This window comes from Aurantimonas marianensis, assembly GCF_024195285.1.
Classification (GTDB): domain Bacteria; phylum Pseudomonadota; class Alphaproteobacteria; order Rhizobiales; family Rhizobiaceae; genus Aurantimonas; species Aurantimonas marianensis.
This window is the reverse complement of sequence record NZ_JALHBS010000069.1, coordinates 62,310-81,354: the sequence shown is the minus strand read 5'-3', so window position 1 is coordinate 81,354 and position 19,045 is coordinate 62,310. Positions and strand designations below refer to the sequence as shown.

Genomic DNA, 19,045 nt, shown 5'->3' with positions numbered 1-19,045 from the left:
TCACCGCGGATCGTTTCGCATGACGGGGGGCAGCCCCAATTTCGGGATAAACATGCCGACACGGGATCGATACCTGGCGTAGGGCTCAGCAAAGCGGGTTCCGAGGAAACTGGCTTCTTCTTTGCGCGCCGCGGTTACATACAATGTTGTTAATATGATCAAAATCAGTAGGGTCGCTACGGTGGGTGCTCCCGCGAAACAGGCCAGCCAAAATAATATATATGACGTATAAAATGGGTGTCGGACATAATTATAGATTCCGTTCTCAATCAAACAAAGCGGATCTTCATCGCTAAAAGCGAGAAATTGCTGATGTGCTACGGATGATTTTAAGCTCAACATAAAAATCAGGAATGAAAAAAATTGTATTGATAAAGATGTCAGAGTTAACCACGGAGATGGCGGCGTCATCCAAAGTGTAATAAGGAAAACGGCTAATCCAAGGGTCGACATCGCCATGACTATTTTCATGCCAGACGGAATCGACATTCCGGCGAAGTGATTTCTAATCGCCCATGCGAAGAGACAAAAAAGAGAAACACTGGATAACGATAATATTAAATCATTCAGCATGGATGCTAGCATCGTTTTTATGTGAACAAGTGTCGCGCTGAGAGTTCGAGCTGTGAAAAGTTCGCTCGTACCGCAAGTACCGAGTGGGGATGATCGCGGAGCCACTCGCGAAATGCAATCAGAATTTGCATATCGGCGCTTGCAGAAGAGGTCGGAGGTCGCGTGACGCCAAATAATCCGTTAACTTCCGGGAAAAGAACCAACCTCAACCCAACGTAAACGCTTGTGGCGCATAAATGTCGCTTCCTGATGCGCATCGTTGCGCGTCTTGACGCGGTGCGAGTGAATGTCGGTTGCGTGTAAAACGGTGCGAACGACCCACGGCGAGGTCTCCGTCGTCGAGACCTGCGGCAAGGGTCTCCCGGTTCTGCTCGTTCACGGTAACTCGAGCTGCAAGGAGGTCTTCCGCCGGCAGATCGAGAGTCCGGAGGCGGAAATCTATCGAATGATCGCCTTCGATCTTCCTGGACACGGCCGATCGAGTGACGCTTGCGACCCCGCGCGAACCTATTCGGTGTCCGGGTATGCCGACGTCGCCCTCGAACTCCTGGATACCCTCGGAATACAGCATGCGGCCGTGTTCGGATGGTCGTATGGAGGCCATATCGCGCTGGAAATGCTGCATCGCCATCCCGGGATCGCCGGCGTGATGATCGTCGGTGCCCCTCCGATCGCGAGCGGGATACTGGGGGTGATGCGCGGTTATCAATTGCGGCGCGACATGCATCTTCTGGCCAAGAGCCGTCTGACGCCGCGCGAAATCAAGCGATTTGCCCGTGTCTGCCTGGGAGAAACCAGCAATCGCGAACTTGAGCGGATGATCGCCCGGACCGACGAGCGTGTGCGGCCGCTTCTAGCCAGAAGCATGATGAGCGGCGACTGGGCGGATCAGAAAGCCGTTCTCGAACGCGCATTCGTCCCCGTCGCCATCGTCAACGGATCGCAGGAGCCATTCGCGGAGCTGAGCTATCTGGAGAGCTTGTGCTGCCCGACGCTGTGGGAAGGCCGATGCCACGTCCTCGACGGTGCCGGCCACGCGCCCTTCCGGCAAACGCCGGACTCATTCGATCCCGTCTTCCGGCACTTCCTCGAGGCGGTTGCGCGAGGCAACGAATCCCGGTCCCTGCTGGCCCGCGCGGGTTAGCCGCGCGCTTTCCATCCGGCGGTCATCCGGCCCGGCCGAGGAAGCTGAATTCGCAACGTTTCGGGAGCCCTGGCGGGTCTGATGAACGTCAGCAAGAATGATCGCTTTACGCCGATCGATCGTCCTGACCGAAATGGCGGCACCGGCAATTTGTCATTGCCGTCCCGGCGGTTATAGACTTCTTCGCGAGGAGGAAGGCGCGCCGGAAGGTGCCTGGCGCGTTCCGGTAGCAAGATGTTCGACGGGCACAATTTCTATCTGGTCGCCCTCTCGGTGACGGTCGCGATTCTGGGCGGATACACGGGCTTCGGCCTCGCCGCGCGGGTTCGCGGCGCGCCGGGGCTGACCCGCCGGCTGCTCTTGGCCGGCGCGGCCGTGTTCCTCGCCGTAAGCATCTGGACCATGCATTTCATCGGCATGCTGGCCGCGCCGCTTCCGCAGTCCGCCGGCTATCTCGTTCTGCCGACGATCGTCTCGTTTCTGATCTGCGCGCTGGTCGTCGGCGTTTCGCTGTTCTTCGTCAGCGTCGGCGAACCGTCCGAAGGGCGCGTGATTGCCTCGGCGCTGTTGCTGGGCGTCGGTATCGTCTCCATGCATTATGTGGGAATTCACGGTCTGGCGGGCGATTTCGCCATCGAGCACGACCCCGTCATGGTCGGTCTCGCGGCGCTCATCGCCTTCGGCACGGCTTACGGCGGCTTGCGAATCCTGATCGCCGCGCATGATGGCCGGCGGCTGGCGCCGAGCGCCGTCGCCTTCGGCCTTGCCGTCTCCGGCATGCATTACACCGCGATGTACGGGATGCGATTGCAGCGGCTCGACTCGCTGGGCGGCGCGAGCCCTATCGGATTGGTCGCGTCGGCCGAAGTTCTGGCGCTGATCGTCGCGCTGCTGTGTTTCGTCGTCGCCGCGGGCTTCCTGCTGCTGCTGGTTCCCGAACCGCGCCAGCGGACGGTCCATGCCTTTGCTCCCGCGGGCTTCGGCGAGGCGGCGTCCGCGACGGGCGCACTCGGTGCTGGCGCGATTCATGCGCCGACTGACGAGGGGCCGTTATCGTCGCCGCCAGTGACGCGGCTGCCGGTCGAAGGGCCCGACGGCACGCATTTCATCAACGTCGCGGAGGTGCGCGGCGTGAAGGCCGACGCGCATTATACGCTGGTGCATGACGGCACCCGCGAGCGGATGTGCCCGTGGTCGATTTCGACGGCCGAGGCACGACTCGACCCGGCCCAGTTCGTGCGGGTGCATCGCAGCCACATCGTGGCGATCCCGCATGTCGCCTCGGTGCGTCGGGCGGGCGACGGTGGCATCGTCGAACTCGACGGGCCGGCGCCGCACCAGGTGCCGGTGAGCCGGGCAAGGATCGCGGAACTGAAGACCCGTCTTGGCCTCGCCCGGCACGGCGCCCGGCCACAGAAAGCCAAGAACACGTCATAGATACTGACGCAGTTCGTGTGTCGAGAACGGCGCTTCGTGCGCAATCCGGGCGTTCGTGACCCGTTGACGGCGGCTGTCTTGCCGAGGCGCGAACCACGGAACAGCCTAGCTTCCAATGTCCGCGCCCATCGCGAGAAAGGACAGGGGAGGAACGATGATAACGGGCCAGTTCGACTATCACCGGCCGGCGACCGTCGCTGAGGCGGTCCAGCTCATGGCATCGCTCGGCGAGGAAGCAAATCTTCTTGCCGGCGGCCACAGCCTGATCCCGATGATGAAGCTGCGGCTCGCCGCGCCCGAGCATCTCGTCGACCTCGGCGCCATCTCCGGGCTCAAGGGTATCAGCCGCGAGAACGACACGATCGTGATCGGCGCGATGACGACCCAGCACGAACTGCTTGCCGACGAGACCATCGCCGCATCGCTGCCGATCCTTCGTGAGACGGCGCTTTTGATCGCCGACCCGCAGGTGCGCTATCGCGGCACGATCGGCGGCAATGTGGCGAATGGCGATCCGGGCAACGACATGCCGGCGCTGATGATGACGCTGGGCGCGCGTTACCGGATCGAAGGACAGAATGGCGTCCGCGAGGTCGCGGCGGCGGAATTCTATCAGGGCGCCTATGTCACCGCGCTGGAGCCGGGGGAGATCGTGACGGCGATCGCCATCCCGGCACCGGCAAAGGGCCACGGCTACGCCTATGAAAAGCTGAAACGAAAGGTCGGCGACTACGCTACGGCAGCCGCCGCCGTCATGTTGACGATGGAAGGCGGCACGGTGGCGACCTGCGCGATCGGGCTGACCAATCTGTCCGACACGCCGCTGCTCGCCGAAGAGGCGGCCGGGCTCGTCGTCGGCTCCAGTCTCGACGAGGCGACGCTGAAAAAGGCCGCCGCCGCCGCCGAGGCGATCATGTCGCCCGCCGCCGATACGCGCGGTCCGGTCGAATACCGCAAACACGTCGGCGGCATCATGGTCGCGCGGGCGCTGACCCGCGCTGCTGGCCGCGCCGGCGAAGCCGGCTGAGGGGGAACAATGGCGAAAACTCATGTCACGATGACGGTGAACGGCGAGACGGTCGAAGGCCTCGTCGAGCCGCGCACGCTGCTCGTCCATTTCATCCGCGAGAATTTGCAGCTCACCGGCACGCATATCGGCTGCGAGACCACCCATTGCGGCGCCTGCACCATCGATATCGACGGCATGTCGGTGAAGAGTTGCACGATGTTCGCCGTCCAGGCGGAAGGCGCCGCGATCACCACGATCGAGGGCGTGGCCAATGCCGACGGCACGCTGTCGGCCTTGCAGGAGGGCTTTAGGCAGATGCACGGCCTGCAATGCGGCTTCTGCACCCCGGGCATGATCCTGCGCGCCCAACGTCTGCTGCAGGAGAACCCGACGCCCAGCGAGGAGGAGATCCGCTTCGGCATCGCCGGCAATCTTTGCCGCTGCACGGGTTACCAGAACATCGTCAAGGCGATCCAGTACGCGGCCGCCAAGATCAACGGCACCGAGTTTCAGGAGGCCGCGCAATGAACGACATGGCACCGACGCGCGAACAACGCGAGGCCAATCTCGAAGGCATGGGCTGCAAGCGCAAGCGCGTCGAGGACGTGCGCTTTACCCAAGGCAAGGGCAATTATGTCGACGACCTGAAGCTGCCGGGCATGCTGCACGGCGATTTCGTGCGCTCGCCCTATCCGCATGCGCGGGTCGTTTCGATCAACACGGAAGCGGCGCTGAAGGTGCCGGGCGTTTTGGCCGTGCTGACCGCCGAGGATCTCAAGGGCGTCAATCTCGCCTGGATGCCGACGCTCGCCGGCGACGTGCAGATGGTGCTGGCCGATGGCAAGGTGCTCTACCAGAATCAGGAAGTGGCCTTCGTCGTTGCCACCGACCGCTACGCGGCCGACGACGGCATCAACGCCGTCGAGGTCGAATACGAGCAACTCGACGTCGTCATCGATCCGTTCACCGCGATGGCGCCCGACGCGCCGGTGCTGCGCGAGGATCTGGCCGGCAAAACCGAGGGCGCGCACGGGCCGCGCAAGCACCACAACCATGTTTTCGAGTGGACGGTGGGCGATCGGGAGCTGACCGACGCCGCCTTCGCCAAGGCCGACGTGACGATCAAGGAGATGCTCTCCTATCACCGCACCCATCCCTCGCCGCTGGAAACCTGCCAGTGCGTCTGCTCCTTCGACAAGATCCGCGGCGAGCTGTCGATCTGGGGCACCTTCCAGGCGCCGCACGTCATCCGCACGGTGGTGGCGCTGATCGCCAAGATCCCCGAACACAAGATTCACGTGATCGCGCCGGATATCGGCGGCGGCTTCGGCAACAAGGTTGGCGCCTATCCGGGCTATATCTGCGCCGCCGTCGCCACGATCGTCACCGGCAAGCCGGTGAAATGGGTCGAGGACCGGATCGAGAACCTGACCACGACGTCGTTCGCCCGCGACTACCACATGACCACGGAGATCGCCGCGACCAGGGAGGGCAAGGTCACCGGGCTTCGCGTCCATGTGCTGGCCGATCACGGCGCCTTCGACGCCTGCGCCGATCCGTCCAAATGGCCGGCCGGCTTCTTCAACATCGTCACCGGGTCCTATGATTTCCCGACGGCGCATGTGGCGGTCGACGGCGTCTATACCAACAAGGCCCCGGGGGGCGTCGCCTATCGCTGCTCGTTCCGGGTGACGGAGGCCGCCTATTGCATCGAGCGCGGGATGGACATTCTGGCCCAGAAGCTCGGCATGGACCCGGCCGAACTGCGGCTGAAGAACTTCATCAAGCCGGAGCAGTTTCCCTATCACTCGGCGCTCGGCTGGGAATATGATTCCGGCGACTACCAGACCGCCATGAAGAAGATGATGGAGACGGTGGACTACGCCGGCCTGCGCAAGGAGCAGTCCGAAAAGCGCGAGGCCTTCAAGCGTGGCGAGACGCGCGAGATCATGGGCCTCGGCGTGTCCTTCTTCACCGAGATCGTCGGCGCCGGCCCGTCGAAGAACTGCGACATCCTCGGCATCGCCATGTTCGACAGCTGCGAGATCCGGATGCATCCGACCGGCGCCGGCATCGCCCGCGTCGGCTCCAAGAGCCAGGGCCAGGGGCACGAAACCACCTGGGCGCAGATCATCGCGACGGAAATCGGGATTCCCGCCGACGACATCATGGTCGAGGAGGGCAACACCGACACCGCGCCCTACGGTCTCGGCACCTACGGCTCGCGTTCGACCCCGGTGGCCGGCGCGGCGATCGCCATGGCGGCGCGCAAGATCAAGGCCAAGGCGCAGATGATCGCGGCCTACAAGCTCGAGGTCCATGAAGGCGATCTGGAATGGGACATCGACGGCTTCCGGGTGAAGGGCCTGCCGGAAAAGACCATGTCGATGAAGGACATCTGCTGGGCGGCCTATAATTCGGTGCCGCCAGGCATGGAGCCGGGGCTGGAGGCGGTGAGCTATTACGATCCGCCCAACATGACCTACCCCTTCGGCGCCTATATCTGCGTGATGGAGATCGACGTCGACACCGGCGTCTACAAGATCCGCCGCTTCTACGCGCTGGACGATTGCGGCACGCGGATCAATCCGATGATCATCGAGGGGCAGGTCCATGGCGGTCTGACCGAAGCCTTCGCCATCGCGATGGGCCAGGAAATCCGCTACGACGAGACCGGCAACGTCATCACCGGCTCGTTCATGGATTTCTTCATGCCGACCGCCGTCGAGACCCCGCATTGGGAGACCGATTTCACGGTCACGCCCTCGCCGCATCACCCGATCGGCGCCAAGGGCGTCGGCGAAAGCCCGAATGTCGGCGGCGTGCCGGCCTTTTCCAACGCCGTCAACGACGCCTTTTCGTTTCTGGGCTCGACGCATATCCAGATGCCGCATGATTTCTGGCGCAACTGGAAGGCGGCGAAAGACCTCGGCGCGCTCGGTTGAGTCTGTCGTGAGAGGGCAAGGCATGGCGGCGTCGCGCGTTACGATCGGCGCGCGGCCGACGCCGCGGGGGAGACCGGAGCACCGGCCATGAGTCTGTCCCGCGACCAGATCGCCGAGCGCCTCGCCGCGGCGGGCTACATCGCTGACGGCGAACTGGCGGTGGCGATCTCGCTGATGGACCTTCTAAAGCGCCCGCTGCTTCTGGAAGGCGAGGCCGGGGTCGGCAAGACCGAGGACGCGAAGGCGCTGGCGGCCGTGCATTCGGCCGAGCTGATCCGGCTGCAATGCTACGAGGGCCTCGACCAGTCGGCGGCGCTCTACGAATGGAACTACCAGCGGCAATTGCTGGCGATCCAGGCGCATCAGGTTGAAGCGGGCGGCAAGGCGGGCGAGATCGAGGATCAGATCTTCTCGGAAAAATACCTCCTGGAGCGCCCGCTCCTCGCCGCGATCCGCCGGGAAAGGCCGCCGATCCTGTTGATCGACGAGATCGACCGCGCCGACGAGGAGTTCGAGGCGTTTCTGCTCGAGCTCCTGTCGGACTTCCAGGTCACGATCCCCGAGCTCGGCACAATTACCGCCGTCTCGATCCCGCATGTCGTGCTGACCTCGAACGGCACGCGCGAGCTGTCGGACGCGCTGCGCCGGCGCTGCCTTTATCACTATGTCGACTATCCCCACGTCGATCGCGAGGCCCGCATCATCATGGCGCGGGTTGAGGGCGCCGGCGCCTCGCTGTCGCTGCAGATCGCGCGGATGGTCGAGAGCATCCGCAAGGAGGATCTGCGCAAGGTTCCCGGTGTCGCCGAGACGCTGGACTGGGCGGCGGCGCTGGTCGGCCTCGACGTGCGCGATCTCGCCGACCGGCCGGAGACGGTGCATGAAACGCTGATGTGCCTGTTGAAGACCCATGAGGACAAGGCGCGGCTGTCGCGGGAAGTGACGGAGCGCCTGCTGGGGAAGGTGGCGTGAGCACCGGCGGTCCCGCTCCGGCCCTTCTGCCGGTCGAGCCGGACGCGGTGGCGACGCTCGTTGCCGACAAGCTCGCGGCCTTTCTGCGGACCCTGCGCGACAATGCCTTTGCCGTCGGCCTCAGCGAGGGCCAGGATGCGGCGATGTTGCTGGCGTCCGGCTATGGTGACCGGCCCGCTCTTCTGCGGGCGGCCTTCAAGCATCTGTTCGCGGCGCGCAAGGCCGACTGGGAGGTCTTCGACGGCCTGTTCGACGCCTTCTGGCTCGGCAAGCGGGTGCGCTCGCGCTCGGCGATCTCCGGTTCGACCAAGGCCGCCAACAGCCCGTCGCTCAAGAATCTGCGCAACGACGCGGCCCATTCCGGCGGCGACACGGCGCCGGACCAGATGCCCGCCGGCGACGAGCCCGGCGAGGACCGCGACGGCGTCGGCCGCATGGAAGGCGCGTCGCGCGCCGACAATCTTAGCGACACCGATTTTCGCAAGATCGCCGACCCGGCGCAGATCGCGGCGGCCCACGACATCGCCGCGCGGCTGGCGCGGACCATGCGCACGCGGCTCACCCGCCGTGATCTCGCCCGCCGGCGTGGCTACCGGCTCGACCTTCGCCGCACCATCCACCGCAATATCAGCCATGGCGGCGTGCCGATTTCCCTTGTGAAGCGCCGCCGCAAGGAGAAGCCGTTGCGGCTGGTCATGCTGCTCGACGCGTCGGGCTCGATGAGCCTTTACACCGGCGTCTTTCTGCGCTTCATCCACGGGGTTTTGGACGAATTCCGCGAGGCCGACGCCTTCCTGTTCCATACGAGGCTCGCTCACGTCTCCGACGCGATGAAGGAGAAGAACCCCGTCCGCGCGCTCGACCGTCTGTCGATGATGGCGCAGGGCGCCGGCGGCGGCACGCGGATCGGCGAGAGCCTTCAGACCTTCAACCGCTGGCACGCGGCGCGGGTGATCCATTCGCGGACCTGCGTCATGATCGTTTCCGACGGCTACGAAACCGGCGACGCGGCGCTGCTTGGCCGCGAGATGGCGCGGCTTGCCCGGCGCTGCCGCCGGATCGTCTGGCTGAACCCGATGATCGGCTGGGAGGGCTACGCGCCGGAGGCCGCAGGCATCAAGGCGGCGCTGCCCCATGTCGACCTCTATGCGCCAGCACACACGCTGCAAAGCCTTGCCGATCTCGAACCCTATCTGGCGAAACTGTGACGGACCCCTTGCGATGACCGCCCATGTCGACGTGATCGACCTGATATCCCGTCTGAAGGCGGCCGAAGAAGCCTTCGTTCTGGCGACCGTCGTGCGGACCGTTTCGGTGACCGCCGCCAAGGCCGGCGCCAAGGCGGTGATCCGTGCGGACGGCACCATCGCGGCCGGCTGGATCGGCGGCGGCTGTGCCCGCGGCGCGGTGCTGAAGGCGGCGCGCGAGGCGCTCGCCGACGGGGTGGCGCGGCTGGTCTCGGTGCAGCCGGAAAACCTCCTCGCCGAACTCGGCGTCAGCCCCGGCGAAAGCCGCGAGGGCGTGCGCTTCGCCAAGAACATGTGCCCGAGCGAGGGCACCATGGACATCTTCATCGAGCCCGTCCTGCCGCAACCCTCGCTGGTGATCCTTGGCGCCAGTCCCGTTGCGATGGCGCTGGCGAGTCAGGCGCGGCCGCTCGGCTTCCATGTCACCCTCGCGGCCCCGGCGGAGGATCGGCCCTCAACGCCGGACGCCGACCGCGTCATCGACGGCTTTGCGGTCGACGGCCTGCAAGAGGCCCGGCGCTTCGTCGTTGTCTCGACGCAAGGGCGGGGCGACAAGGCGGCGCTGACAGCCGCGCTGGGCATTGCGGCCGACACCCACGCCTTCGTCGGCAGCCGGCGCAAGATGACGGCGCTGCGCCAGACGCTGGCCGCCGAGGGTGCCGACCCTTTGGCGCTCGCCCGGGTCAAGGCGCCGGCGGGTCTCGATCTCGGCGCGATCACGCCGGAGGAGATCGCGCTGTCGATCCTCGCGGAGATCGTTCAGGCCCGCCGCCGCGGCCAGCGCGAGGGTGGGGGATAGGGGCCGGTCAACCCGCCCATCGCCTCTCCCTCACGTAAACTTCTTGAACATCGCGGTTTCGTCGAGCAGGCCTTCCAGCTCGTTCATCCGCCGCCGCGCGGTGTCCCAGTGCAGCGCCTGGATGCCGGCCAGCAACGCCTCCACCAGGTAGGTCAAAACGACGGTCGAATCCCAGGCCGACGGCACCTCGATCCGGGCATGAAAGCCGTGTGCCGCCTGGGTGGTGATCGGCGAGCCCCACTGGTCGGTCATCAAGACGATGGTCACGCCGCGCGCGCGGGCCATCCTGGCGAGGCTCAGGAGTTCGCGCTCATAGCGCCTGATGTCGAAGATCAGGAGGACGTCGCCCTCCTTCATGCCCAACACGCTGTGCGGCCAGATATTGGCGTTGGGCGGCAACAGATGCGCGCCGTCGCGGATCACCTGCAGCAGGCTGAAGAAATAGTCGGCGAGTGAGTGGGTGACCCGGCCGCCGACGACGAAGACCGCCCGATCGGGGTCCGCCAGAAGGGCCGTCGCGGCGTCGAAGGTCTCCACGTCCATCCGCTGCAGTGTCTTGCGCAGATTGTCGGATACCGCCTCGGCGAAGCGGTTGAGGATATGGGCGTGCGGTAGCTCGTCGGTCCAGTGCTCGCGCCTGGCGACGGGATCGGAAATCATCATCTTCAGTTCGCCGCGCAGGCTCGCCTGAAAATGCGTGAAGCCGTCGAAGCCGAGCTTGCGCGCCATGCGCAGCACCGTCGGCGTCGAGACGCCGGAGCTTTCCGACAGGGCGGTGATGCTGCCGAGCCCGGAGATCGGATAGTCCTCGAGGATGGCGTCGGCCAACTGCCGCTCGGCGCGGGTCAGATCGGGAAACGCGGCGCGGATCAGCTCCGCGACCGTCCGGTCATCGCTCGTCGTCATTCAAAAGCTCCCCGTCCATCCGCGCCGGCCTCCTAACATGGTGCCGCGCCGCCGACGAATTTCGCGGCCGGTCGTGCTTGACATGGTAGGCAACTCTGTAATGATCGTTTCAGAGCCAGTCGAGAGGTAACGCCTTGTCCGAAGGGAGCGCAACGCTGAATGAGCCGTCCGCCGGCTCGCGCGCCCGAACGGTCGAGGTGATCAATCCCGGCGGCGCCGGCGCCATTCTCCTCGTCTGCGAACATGCCTCGAACGCGATTCCCGCCGAGTTCGGCGATCTCGGCATCGGCGCGGCGACGAAAGCCAGCCACGCCGCCTGGGACCCGGGAGCATTGGCGGTGGCACGGCATCTGTCGGAGATGTTCGACGCGCCGCTGGTCGCGCAGACCGTGTCGCGCCTCGTCTATGACTGCAACCGGCCGCCGGATGCCGGCGACGCCATTCCCGCCCGCAGTGAAATCCACGAGATTCCCGGCAATACGGGGCTGGGCGCGGCGGTGCGGGCCGATCGGGTCGAACGCTTCTATCGGCCGTTCGAGCGGACGCTGGCGCAGGCCGTCGCGCGGCATCGCGCCACCCATGCCAACCCCGTGCTTTTGACGATCCATTCCTTCACGCCGATCTATGCCGGCGAGCGGCGGTCCGTGGAAATCGGTATCCTGCACGACAGCGACCGGCGTCTCGCCGACGCCATCCTCGATGCCGCAGACGGCTCGCTCGACATACGCCGCAACGAGCCATACGGTCCGGCCGACGGGGTCATGCACACGCTGGCGACCCACGCGGTTCCGCATGGGATGGCCAATGCGATGATCGAGATCCGCAACGACCTGATCGACATGCCCGGGGACGTGGTCGAGATTGCCAGCCGCCTGGGCGCCTGGGTGTCGCGCGCCCACGCCTCGCTCCCGGCCGACGCGCCGAAAGGGGCGGCGCTATGAGGCGGCTGGCCGCCTATGTCCGATTCATCGACCGGGTGAACGGTTGGGTGGGTCTCGTCACGATGTATTCGATCTTCGCGATGATCGGCATCCTGTTTTATTCGACCATCACCAAGACCTTCTTCCTGCCATCGCTGTGGACGCTGGAGATGGCCCAGTTCGCGATGGTGGCCTATTTCCTGGTCGGCGGTGGCTATTCGCTCAAGATGGGCGCCCATGTCCGCATGGACCTTGCTTACGGGCGCTGGTCACCACGCACGCAGGCAAGTGTCGACGCGGTCACGATCCTTCTCCTGATCTTCTATCTCGGCATCCTCCTCTACGGAGGCATCTCATCCACGGCCTATGCGCTGGAATACAGCGAGCGGAGCTATTCGTCCTGGCGGCCCTACATGGCGCCGATCAAGATCGTCATGGTCTGCGGCATCGTGCTGATGCTGCTTCAGGCCATTGCGATGCTGATCCGCAACGTCGCCGAAGCGCGGGGAATCGTGCTGCCGGGGGTCGAGCGGCTGCCGCGCGAGGACGAGCTCGATCACCCGCGTGGCGGGGAACCGGACGAAGCCGAGCGGGGGGCGGCCTCGTGAGCTACGAGATGATCGCCATCGTCATGTTCGCCAGCATGATGGTCATGCTTTTGACCGGCCAGCGCGTCTTCGGCGTCATCGGTGGCGTGGCGGTGGTGACCGCGCTTTTTCTTTATGGCGACGGCGGTTCGGAGATGGGTTTCTCGGCCGTGATGAAGCTGATGAAATGGTATCCGCTGCTCACGCTGCCGCTGTTCATCTTCATGGGCTACATGTTGTCGGAGAGCGGTATCGCCGACGATCTCTACCACATGTTCCACGTCTGGATGGGCGGCACGGCCGGCGGCCTCGCCATCGGGACGATCGGGCTGATGGTGATGATCTCGGCCATGAACGGGCTCTCGGTTGCCGGCATGGCGATCGGCGCGACGATCGCGCTGCCGGAACTGCTGCGGCGCGGCTACGACAAGGTGATGGTGACGGGGGTTATCCAGGCGGGGTCGTCCCTGGGCATCCTGGTGCCGCCGAGCGTCGTCCTCGTTCTTTACGGCATGATCGCCCGCCAGCCGGTCGGCCAGCTCTGGCTCGCCGGCGTCTTTCCGGGGCTGATGATCGCGGCGATGTTCATCGTCTATATCTACCTCCGCTGCCGGGCGAATCCCAGGCTGGGCCCGGTCCTGCCGCTGGAAGAGCGCGAGAACATCACCCGCGCGCAGAAGATCGGTCTGCTCAAGGCCGGCATCCTGCCGCTGTTCATCTTCTTCGCCATGACCGGCCTTTTCGTCATGGGTGTCACCAGCCTGGTGGAAAGCTCCGCCGTCGGCGCGGTGGCGGCGATGATCGCGGCCTTGGTCAAGCGTCGGTTGACCCTTCATGTGCTGCACGAGACGGTGCGAAAGACGCTCCTCATCTCCTGCATGTTCTTCTGGATCATCATGGCGGCGCTCGCCTTCGGCAGTATCTTCGACGGTGTCGGCGCGTCGCGAGCGCTGGACAGCTTCTTCACCGAGGATCTGGGGCTTGGGCCCTGGCAGATTCTCATCATGATGCAGATTTCCTACATCCTGCTTGGCATGTTCCTCGACGACACGGCCATGCTGGTCATCGTGGCGCCGCTCTACATTCCGCTGGTCGGCGCCCTCGGCTTCGACCTCGTCTGGTACGGCGTCCTCTACACGATCACCTGCCAGATCGCCTATATGACGCCGCCCTTCGGCTACAATCTCTTCCTGATGCGGGCGATGGCGCCGCCCGAAATCTCGCTGTCCGACATCTACCGTTCCGTCTGGCCGTTCGTCACCATCATGATCGTCGGCCTCGGCATCGTTACCGCCTTTCCGCAGATCGCGCTGTGGCTGCCGGAATTCGCCTATTCCAATGGTCGCTGACCCTTCTGGTCGGCGAAAACGAGCGGGCGGCAAAGCCCGTGCAACCGGCCTGACCGGGCCGCAACAGAAGGAAGCGACGACATGACGAACAGACGCGATTTCCTCAAGAAGGCGGGTGTTGTCACGGCGGCGGCCGGCGCCTCGGCCCTCGCCGCCCCGGCTGTTCACGCCCAGAGCAGCCCCATTCGCTGGCGCCTGCAGACCTATGCCGGCCCGGCGCTGGCCGAGTTTGTCGTCAAGGGCATGGTCGACGACTTCAACAAGGCGGCAAACGGCCAGATGGAAATCGAGCTGTTCTTCGCCGATCAGCTCGTGCCGACGGGCGAACTGTTCCGCGCCATGCAGCGCGGCACCATCGACATGGTCCAGTCGGACGACGATTCCATCGCCGCGCCGGTCGACATCTCGGTGTTCGGCGGCTATTTCCCGTTCGGCACCCGCTACAGCCTCGACGTGCCGGTACTGTTCGAGCAGTACGGGCTGAAAGAGATCTGGGAGGAGGCCTATGGCGAGGTCGAAGGCGTGAAATGGCTCTCCGCCGGCTCATGGGATCCGTGCAACTTCGCCACCAAGGAGCCGATCAACAGCCTGGCGGATCTGAAGGGTAAGCGGATCTTCACCTTCCCGACGGCCGGCCGCTTCCTCACCCGCTTCGGCATCGTGCCCGTGACGCTGCCCTGGGAAGATGTCGAAGTGGCGCTGCAGACCGGCGAACTCGATGGTATCGCCTGGTCCGGCATCACCGAGGATTACACCGTCGGCTGGGCCGACGTGACCAACTACTTCCTCACCAACAACATCTCCGGCGCCTGGTGCGGCTCGTTCTTCGCCAACCAGGAGAAGTACGACGAGCTGCCGGATCACCTGAAGACGCTGTTGAAGCTGGCGATGGATTCCTCCCACTACTTCCGCCAGCAATGGTATTGGGGCGGCGAGGCCAAGCTGCGTGTCAACGGCGACAAACTGAAGCTGACCACGATCCCGGAAGAGGAATGGGCGACGGTGGAAGCCGAGGCGATCAAGTTCTGGGACGAGATCGCCGCGACCAGCGAGCGTACCGCCCGTGTGGTGAAGATCTTCCGCGAGTACAACGACGTGATGGCCAAGGCCGGCAAGCCCTACCGCTACACGTAGCGAGTCGGAAGAACCCCACCCGGCCGCGGCGCCACGATCGGTGCCGCGGCTCCCTCACTCCAGCTGCGACATGTCTCACCGATGCCCGGCAAACTGACCTTCGACGAACTGAAACAGGCCGTTCAGAGCGGCGAAATCGACACGGTTCTGGCTGTCCAGGTGGACATGCAGGGGCGGCTAATGGGCAAGCGCTTCCACGCCGTCTTCTTCGTGGAGAGCGCCTGGGAAGAGACCCACAGCTGCAACTATCTCCTGGCCACCGACATGGAAATGAACACGGTCGAGGGTTACGAGGCGACGAGCTGGGCGGCGGGCTACGGCGACTACGTCATGCGGCCGGACCTGTCGACGTTGCGCCGCGTGCCCTGGCTGGAAGCGACGGCGCTTGTCCTCTGCGACGTGGAGGACCACGACGCCCACGCGCCGGTCGCCCATTCGCCTCGCGCCATCCTGAAGCGCCAGATCGCCCGGCTGGAGGCGATCGGGCTGCGGCCGACGATGGCCTCGGAGCTCGAATTCTTCCTGTTCGAGGACAGTTTCGCCGCCGCCGCGCGAGCCGGCTACCGCGATCTTTCCCTCGTCAGTGCGTACAATGAGGACTATCACATCCTCCAGACGACCAAGGAAGAGGAGGTGATGCGCGCTGTCCGCAATGGCCTCTATGGCGCCGGCATCCCGGTCGAGTGCTCGAAGGGCGAAGCCTCGGCGGGTCAGGAGGAGATCAACGTCAAATACGATCACGCGCTGACCGCCGCCGACAATCATGTGATCGTCAAGAACGGCGTCAAGGAGATCGCCTGGTCGAAGGGCCGCGCGGCGACCTTCATGGCGAAGTGGAACGACGCCTCCGCCGGCTCGTCCAGCCACGTCCATCAATCGTTGCAGACCCTCGACGGCGAGCCCGCCTTCTACGACGCGGCGTCCGAGCATGGCATGTCGGAACTGATGCGGCATTATCTGGCCGGGCTCTTGCAATACGCCGACGACGTCACGCTGCTGCTCGCGCCCAACATCAACTCCTACAAGCGCTTCGTCGCCGGCACCTTCGCGCCGACCATGGCCGTGTGGAGCCTCGACAACCGCACCGCCGGCTATCGCCTGTGCGGCGCCGGCACCAAGGGTGTCAGGGTCGAGTGCAGGGTCGGCGGCTCGGACCTCAATCCCTATCTGGCCTTTGCCGGCCAGATCGCCGCCGGGCTCGCCGGGATCGAGGAAAAGCTGGCGCTGGAGCCCGCCTTCGAGGGCGATGCCTATGGGGCGCGCGAAGGAATGCGGCATGTCCCCTCGACCCTTCGCGCCGCGACCGAGGCGTTCGACCAATCCGCCATGCTGAGACGGGCCTTCGGCGACGATGTCATCGACCACTATGTGCATGCCGCCCGGTGGGAGCAGCACGAATATGATTTCCATGTGACGGACTGGGAAGTCCGGCGCGGCTTCGAGCGCGCCTGAGAGGCTATGATGAGCGAACTGACCTGTATCTCGCCGATCGACGGCAGCGTTCTGGTGCGCCGGGTAACCGAGGACGCGGCGGCGCTCGCGCCTCGCCTTCAGGCCGCGCGGACCGCCCAGAAGGATTGGGCGGCGCGACCTGAGGCCGAACGTGTCGCGATCGTCGACCGGGCGATTTCGGCGCTCGAGGCGATGAACGACGACATCGTCCCCGAACTCGCCCGGATGATGGGCCGGCCGGTACGCTACGGCGGCGAGATCGGCGGCGTGAAGGAGCGCGCCTTCCACATGACCGCGCTGGCGAAGGAGGCGCTGGCGCCGACGGTGATCGAGAATTCCGATGCCTTCCGCCGCTTCATCGCCTATGAACCGCTCGGTCTCGTGCTGGTGATCGCACCCTGGAACTACCCGTATCTCACCGCCGTCAACACGATCGTGCCGGCGCTGGCGGCCGGCAACGCGGTGGTGCTGAAACATTCGACGCAGACGATCCTCGCCGGCGACCGCTTCGCCGCCGCCTTCCGCGACGCCGGCCTGCCGGACGGCCTGTTCCAGGCGATCCACGTCACCCATGAGACGACCGCCGAGCTTCTCGGCGCCCGCGCCTTCGACTTCGTCAACTTCACCGGCTCGGTCGGCGGCGGACGGGCAATCGAGCGTGCGGCGGCCGGCACCTTCACCGGCGTCGGACTGGAGCTCGGCGGCAAGGATCCGGGCTATGTCCGCGAAGACGCCGATCTCGACGCGGCGGTGGAGACGCTGATCGACGGCGCGATGTTCAACTCCGGCCAGTGCTGCTGCGGCATCGAGCGGATCTACGTCGCGGACGCGCTTTTCGATGCCTTCGTGGAGAAGGCGGTCAAGATCGTCGAAGCCTATCGTCTCGGCGATCCGCTCGACCCGGAAACGACGCTCGGGCCGATGGCAAATATCCGCTTCGCCCGCGAGGTGCGGGCCCAGGTGAAGGAAGCGATCGACGCCGGCGCCAGGGCGCTGATCGATCCGGCACTGTTTCCCGCCGACACCGGCGACACAGCCTATCTCGCCCCGCAGATCCTGATCGACGTCGATCATTCCATGCGCGTCATGCGCGACGAAAGCTTCGGCCCCGTCGTTGGCATCATGCGGGTGTCGTCTGATGAAGAAGCGATTGCGCTGATGAACGATTCGCCCTTCGGATTGACCGCCTCGCTGTGGACGCGCGACGCCGACGCGGCGGAGCGGATCGGCCGCCAGATCGAGACCGGGACGATCTACATGAACCGCTGCGACTATCTCGACCCGGCGCTCTGCTGGACCGGCTGCAAGGACACCGGCCGCGGCGCGGCGCTGTCGACGCTCGGCTATCGCAGCGTGACCCGCCCGAAATCCTATCATCTGAAGAAAGCCTGACCCATGAAGCTTTGGGGCAACTGGTCGTATCCGACCGCCATCCGTTTCGGCGCCGGGCGGATCGCGGAACTTGCCGACGCCTGCGCGGCCGCCGGCATCGCGCGCCCGCTGCTGGTCACCGACAGCGGGCTGGCCAAGCTGCCGGTCACCGCCCGCGCGCTCGACCTGATGGCGGAAGCGGGGCTGGGCCGGGCGATCTTCGCCGAGGTCGACCCGAACCCGAACGGCGCCAATCTCGACGCCGGGGTGAATGCCTATCGCGACGGCGGCCATGACGGCGTGATCGCCTTCGGCGGCGGCTCGGGTCTCGATCTCGGCAAGCTCGTCGCGCTGATGGCCGGGCAGTCGATCCCGGTCTGGGATCTGGAGGACATCGGCGACTGGTGGACGCGGGCAAACGCCGACGCGATCGCCCCGATCGTCGCGGTGCCGACGACGGCGGGAACCGGTTCGGAGGTTGGCCGGGCGGGAGTCCTGACCGACACGGCGACCGAAACCAAGAAGATCATCTTCCATCCGAAACTGATGCCGCGGGTGGTCATCTGCGATCCCGAGCTCACCGTCGGCATGCCGCCGGCGATCACCGCCGGCACCGGCATGGATGCTTTCGCCCATTGCCTGGAAGCTTATTGTTCGCCGCATTTTCATCCGATGAGCCAGGGAATCGCCCTGGAAGGCCTGCGGCTGGTCAAGGATTTTCTGCCGCGCGCCTTTCGCGACGGCTCCGATATCGAGGCCCGCGCCCAGGTGATGGCCGCCGCCGCCATGGGCGCGACCGCCTTCCAGAAGGGCCTCGGCGCGATCCATGCGATCTCGCATCCGATCGGCGCCATCCATCATGCCCATCACGGCACCACGAACGCGGTCGTCATGCGGCCGGTGCTGGCCTTCAATCGCGACGTGATCGAAGCGCGGATCGAACGGGCGGCGGCCTATCTCGGCATCGCCGGGGGCTTCGAGGGGTTCGACGCCTTCGTCGGCGAACTCACCGGTGAGCTGGGCATCCCCGCCAATTTGACGGCGCTGGGCGTCGTCGATCCCGACATCGATCGCCTGACCGAGATGGCGCTGCGCGATCCCAGCACCGGCGGCAACCCGGTGCCGATGACCCCCGAGAACACCCGCGACCTGATCCGCGCCTGTCTGTGATTCGATGCGGGACGCCGGACCCCGCCGCAC

Annotated in this window: 17 protein-coding genes; 15 read left to right on the top strand and 2 right to left on the bottom strand. The window is 65.3% G+C overall.

Annotation, left to right across the window (positions count from 1 at the left end; all coding sequences use genetic code 11):
- Entirely contained in the window at positions 1-459 is a 459-nt protein-coding gene (locus MJ956_RS11900; RefSeq protein WP_253964673.1) for a methyltransferase family protein, read from the bottom strand.
- 421 nt (positions 460-880) lie between these two features.
- Here MJ956_RS11900 and MJ956_RS11895 point away from each other — a divergent pair, with 421 nt between their 5' ends.
- The 8 genes from MJ956_RS11895 to MJ956_RS11860 all read left to right on the top strand — a co-directional run bounded on the left by MJ956_RS11895 (position 881) and on the right by MJ956_RS11860 (position 10,126).
- Positions 881-1,717, top strand: coding sequence for an alpha/beta fold hydrolase (locus MJ956_RS11895; protein ID WP_253964672.1), 837 nt, complete (start codon positions 881-883; stop codon positions 1,715-1,717).
- Positions 1,718-1,951: 234 nt separating this feature from the next.
- Positions 1,952-3,154: an MHYT domain-containing protein gene (locus MJ956_RS11890; RefSeq protein ID WP_253964671.1), complete on the top strand. Its 1,203-nt coding sequence runs from the start codon at positions 1,952-1,954 to the stop codon at positions 3,152-3,154.
- A gap of 154 nt (positions 3,155-3,308) precedes the next feature.
- A complete protein-coding gene (locus MJ956_RS11885) occupies positions 3,309-4,181 on the top strand; it encodes an FAD binding domain-containing protein (protein WP_253964670.1) in 873 nt (290 codons plus the stop codon).
- A gap of 9 nt (positions 4,182-4,190) precedes the next feature.
- The gene (locus MJ956_RS11880) at positions 4,191-4,691 is read left to right on the top strand and encodes a (2Fe-2S)-binding protein (protein WP_253964669.1); all 501 of its coding nucleotides are present in this window, start codon (positions 4,191-4,193) and stop codon (positions 4,689-4,691) included.
- Entirely contained in the window at positions 4,688-7,108 is a 2,421-nt protein-coding gene (locus MJ956_RS11875; protein ID WP_253964668.1) for an aerobic carbon-monoxide dehydrogenase large subunit, read from the top strand. The genes MJ956_RS11880 and MJ956_RS11875 overlap by 4 nt, the downstream gene beginning before the upstream one ends.
- Before the next feature lie 87 nt (positions 7,109-7,195).
- Complete coding sequence (locus MJ956_RS11870) at positions 7,196-8,080, top strand: AAA family ATPase (RefSeq protein WP_253964667.1); 885 nt, start codon at positions 7,196-7,198, stop codon at positions 8,078-8,080.
- A complete protein-coding gene (locus MJ956_RS11865; protein WP_253964666.1) occupies positions 8,077-9,288 on the top strand; it encodes a vWA domain-containing protein in 1,212 nt (403 codons plus the stop codon). The genes MJ956_RS11870 and MJ956_RS11865 overlap by 4 nt, the downstream gene beginning before the upstream one ends.
- A gap of 13 nt (positions 9,289-9,301) precedes the next feature.
- On the top strand, positions 9,302-10,126 hold the full coding sequence (locus MJ956_RS11860; protein ID WP_253964665.1) for an XdhC family protein: 825 nt from the start codon (positions 9,302-9,304) through the stop codon (positions 10,124-10,126).
- 30 nt (positions 10,127-10,156) lie between these two features.
- Here the strand turns inward: MJ956_RS11860 and MJ956_RS11855 are convergent, their stop codons facing one another.
- Positions 10,157-11,032: a MurR/RpiR family transcriptional regulator gene (locus tag MJ956_RS11855; protein ID WP_253964664.1), complete on the bottom strand. Its 876-nt coding sequence runs from the start codon at positions 11,030-11,032 to the stop codon at positions 10,157-10,159.
- A gap of 134 nt (positions 11,033-11,166) precedes the next feature.
- Between MJ956_RS11855 and MJ956_RS11850 the strand changes: the two genes are divergently transcribed.
- The 7 genes from MJ956_RS11850 to MJ956_RS11820 all read left to right on the top strand — a co-directional run bounded on the left by MJ956_RS11850 (position 11,167) and on the right by MJ956_RS11820 (position 19,015).
- Positions 11,167-11,973 (top strand): N-formylglutamate amidohydrolase, encoded by an 807-nt coding sequence (locus MJ956_RS11850; RefSeq protein WP_253964663.1) that lies wholly within the window; start codon positions 11,167-11,169, stop codon positions 11,971-11,973.
- Entirely contained in the window at positions 11,970-12,560 is a 591-nt protein-coding gene (locus tag MJ956_RS11845; protein ID WP_341482722.1) for a TRAP transporter small permease subunit, read from the top strand. The genes MJ956_RS11850 and MJ956_RS11845 overlap by 4 nt, the downstream gene beginning before the upstream one ends.
- Positions 12,557-13,888, top strand: a complete 1,332-nt coding sequence (locus MJ956_RS11840; RefSeq protein WP_253964662.1) for a TRAP transporter large permease — start codon at positions 12,557-12,559, stop codon at positions 13,886-13,888. The genes MJ956_RS11845 and MJ956_RS11840 overlap by 4 nt, the downstream gene beginning before the upstream one ends.
- Before the next feature lie 81 nt (positions 13,889-13,969).
- Positions 13,970-15,022: a TRAP transporter substrate-binding protein gene (locus MJ956_RS11835; protein ID WP_253964661.1), complete on the top strand. Its 1,053-nt coding sequence runs from the start codon at positions 13,970-13,972 to the stop codon at positions 15,020-15,022.
- Positions 15,023-15,103: 81 nt separating this feature from the next.
- Positions 15,104-16,474 (top strand): glutamine synthetase family protein, encoded by a 1,371-nt coding sequence (locus MJ956_RS11830; protein WP_253964660.1) that lies wholly within the window; start codon positions 15,104-15,106, stop codon positions 16,472-16,474.
- Positions 16,475-16,483: 9 nt separating this feature from the next.
- Positions 16,484-17,866 carry an aldehyde dehydrogenase family protein gene (locus MJ956_RS11825; RefSeq protein ID WP_253964659.1) on the top strand — a complete coding sequence of 461 codons (1,383 nt, stop codon included), beginning with the start codon at positions 16,484-16,486 and terminating at the stop codon, positions 17,864-17,866.
- 3 nt (positions 17,867-17,869) lie between these two features.
- Entirely contained in the window at positions 17,870-19,015 is a 1,146-nt protein-coding gene (locus tag MJ956_RS11820; protein WP_253964658.1) for an iron-containing alcohol dehydrogenase, read from the top strand.
- The last annotated feature ends 30 nt before the right edge of the window (positions 19,016-19,045 follow it).

Bases quoted from the DNA above. Each gene is read 5' to 3' on its own strand.
- MJ956_RS11870 (WP_253964667.1), top strand. From the start codon at position 7,196: ATGAGTCTGTCCCGCGACCAGATCGCCGAGCGCCTCGCCGCGGCGGGC.
- MJ956_RS11880 (WP_253964669.1), top strand. From the start codon at position 4,191: ATGGCGAAAACTCATGTCACGATGACGGTGAACGGCGAGACGGTCGAA.
- MJ956_RS11855 (WP_253964664.1), bottom strand. From the start codon at position 11,032: ATGACGACGAGCGATGACCGGACGGTCGCGGAGCTGATCCGCGCCGCG.
- MJ956_RS11890 (WP_253964671.1), top strand. From the start codon at position 1,952: ATGTTCGACGGGCACAATTTCTATCTGGTCGCCCTCTCGGTGACGGTC.
- MJ956_RS11835 (WP_253964661.1), top strand. From the start codon at position 13,970: ATGACGAACAGACGCGATTTCCTCAAGAAGGCGGGTGTTGTCACGGCG.
- MJ956_RS11825 (WP_253964659.1), top strand. From the start codon at position 16,484: ATGAGCGAACTGACCTGTATCTCGCCGATCGACGGCAGCGTTCTGGTG.
- MJ956_RS11830 (WP_253964660.1), top strand. From the start codon at position 15,104: ATGCCCGGCAAACTGACCTTCGACGAACTGAAACAGGCCGTTCAGAGC.
- MJ956_RS11860 (WP_253964665.1), top strand. From the start codon at position 9,302: ATGACCGCCCATGTCGACGTGATCGACCTGATATCCCGTCTGAAGGCG.
- MJ956_RS11845 (WP_341482722.1), top strand. From the start codon at position 11,970: ATGAGGCGGCTGGCCGCCTATGTCCGATTCATCGACCGGGTGAACGGT.
- MJ956_RS11885 (WP_253964670.1), top strand. From the start codon at position 3,309: ATGATAACGGGCCAGTTCGACTATCACCGGCCGGCGACCGTCGCTGAG.
- MJ956_RS11875 (WP_253964668.1), top strand. From the start codon at position 4,688: ATGAACGACATGGCACCGACGCGCGAACAACGCGAGGCCAATCTCGAA.
- MJ956_RS11900 (WP_253964673.1), bottom strand. From the start codon at position 459: ATGGCGATGTCGACCCTTGGATTAGCCGTTTTCCTTATTACACTTTGG.
- MJ956_RS11820 (WP_253964658.1), top strand. From the start codon at position 17,870: ATGAAGCTTTGGGGCAACTGGTCGTATCCGACCGCCATCCGTTTCGGC.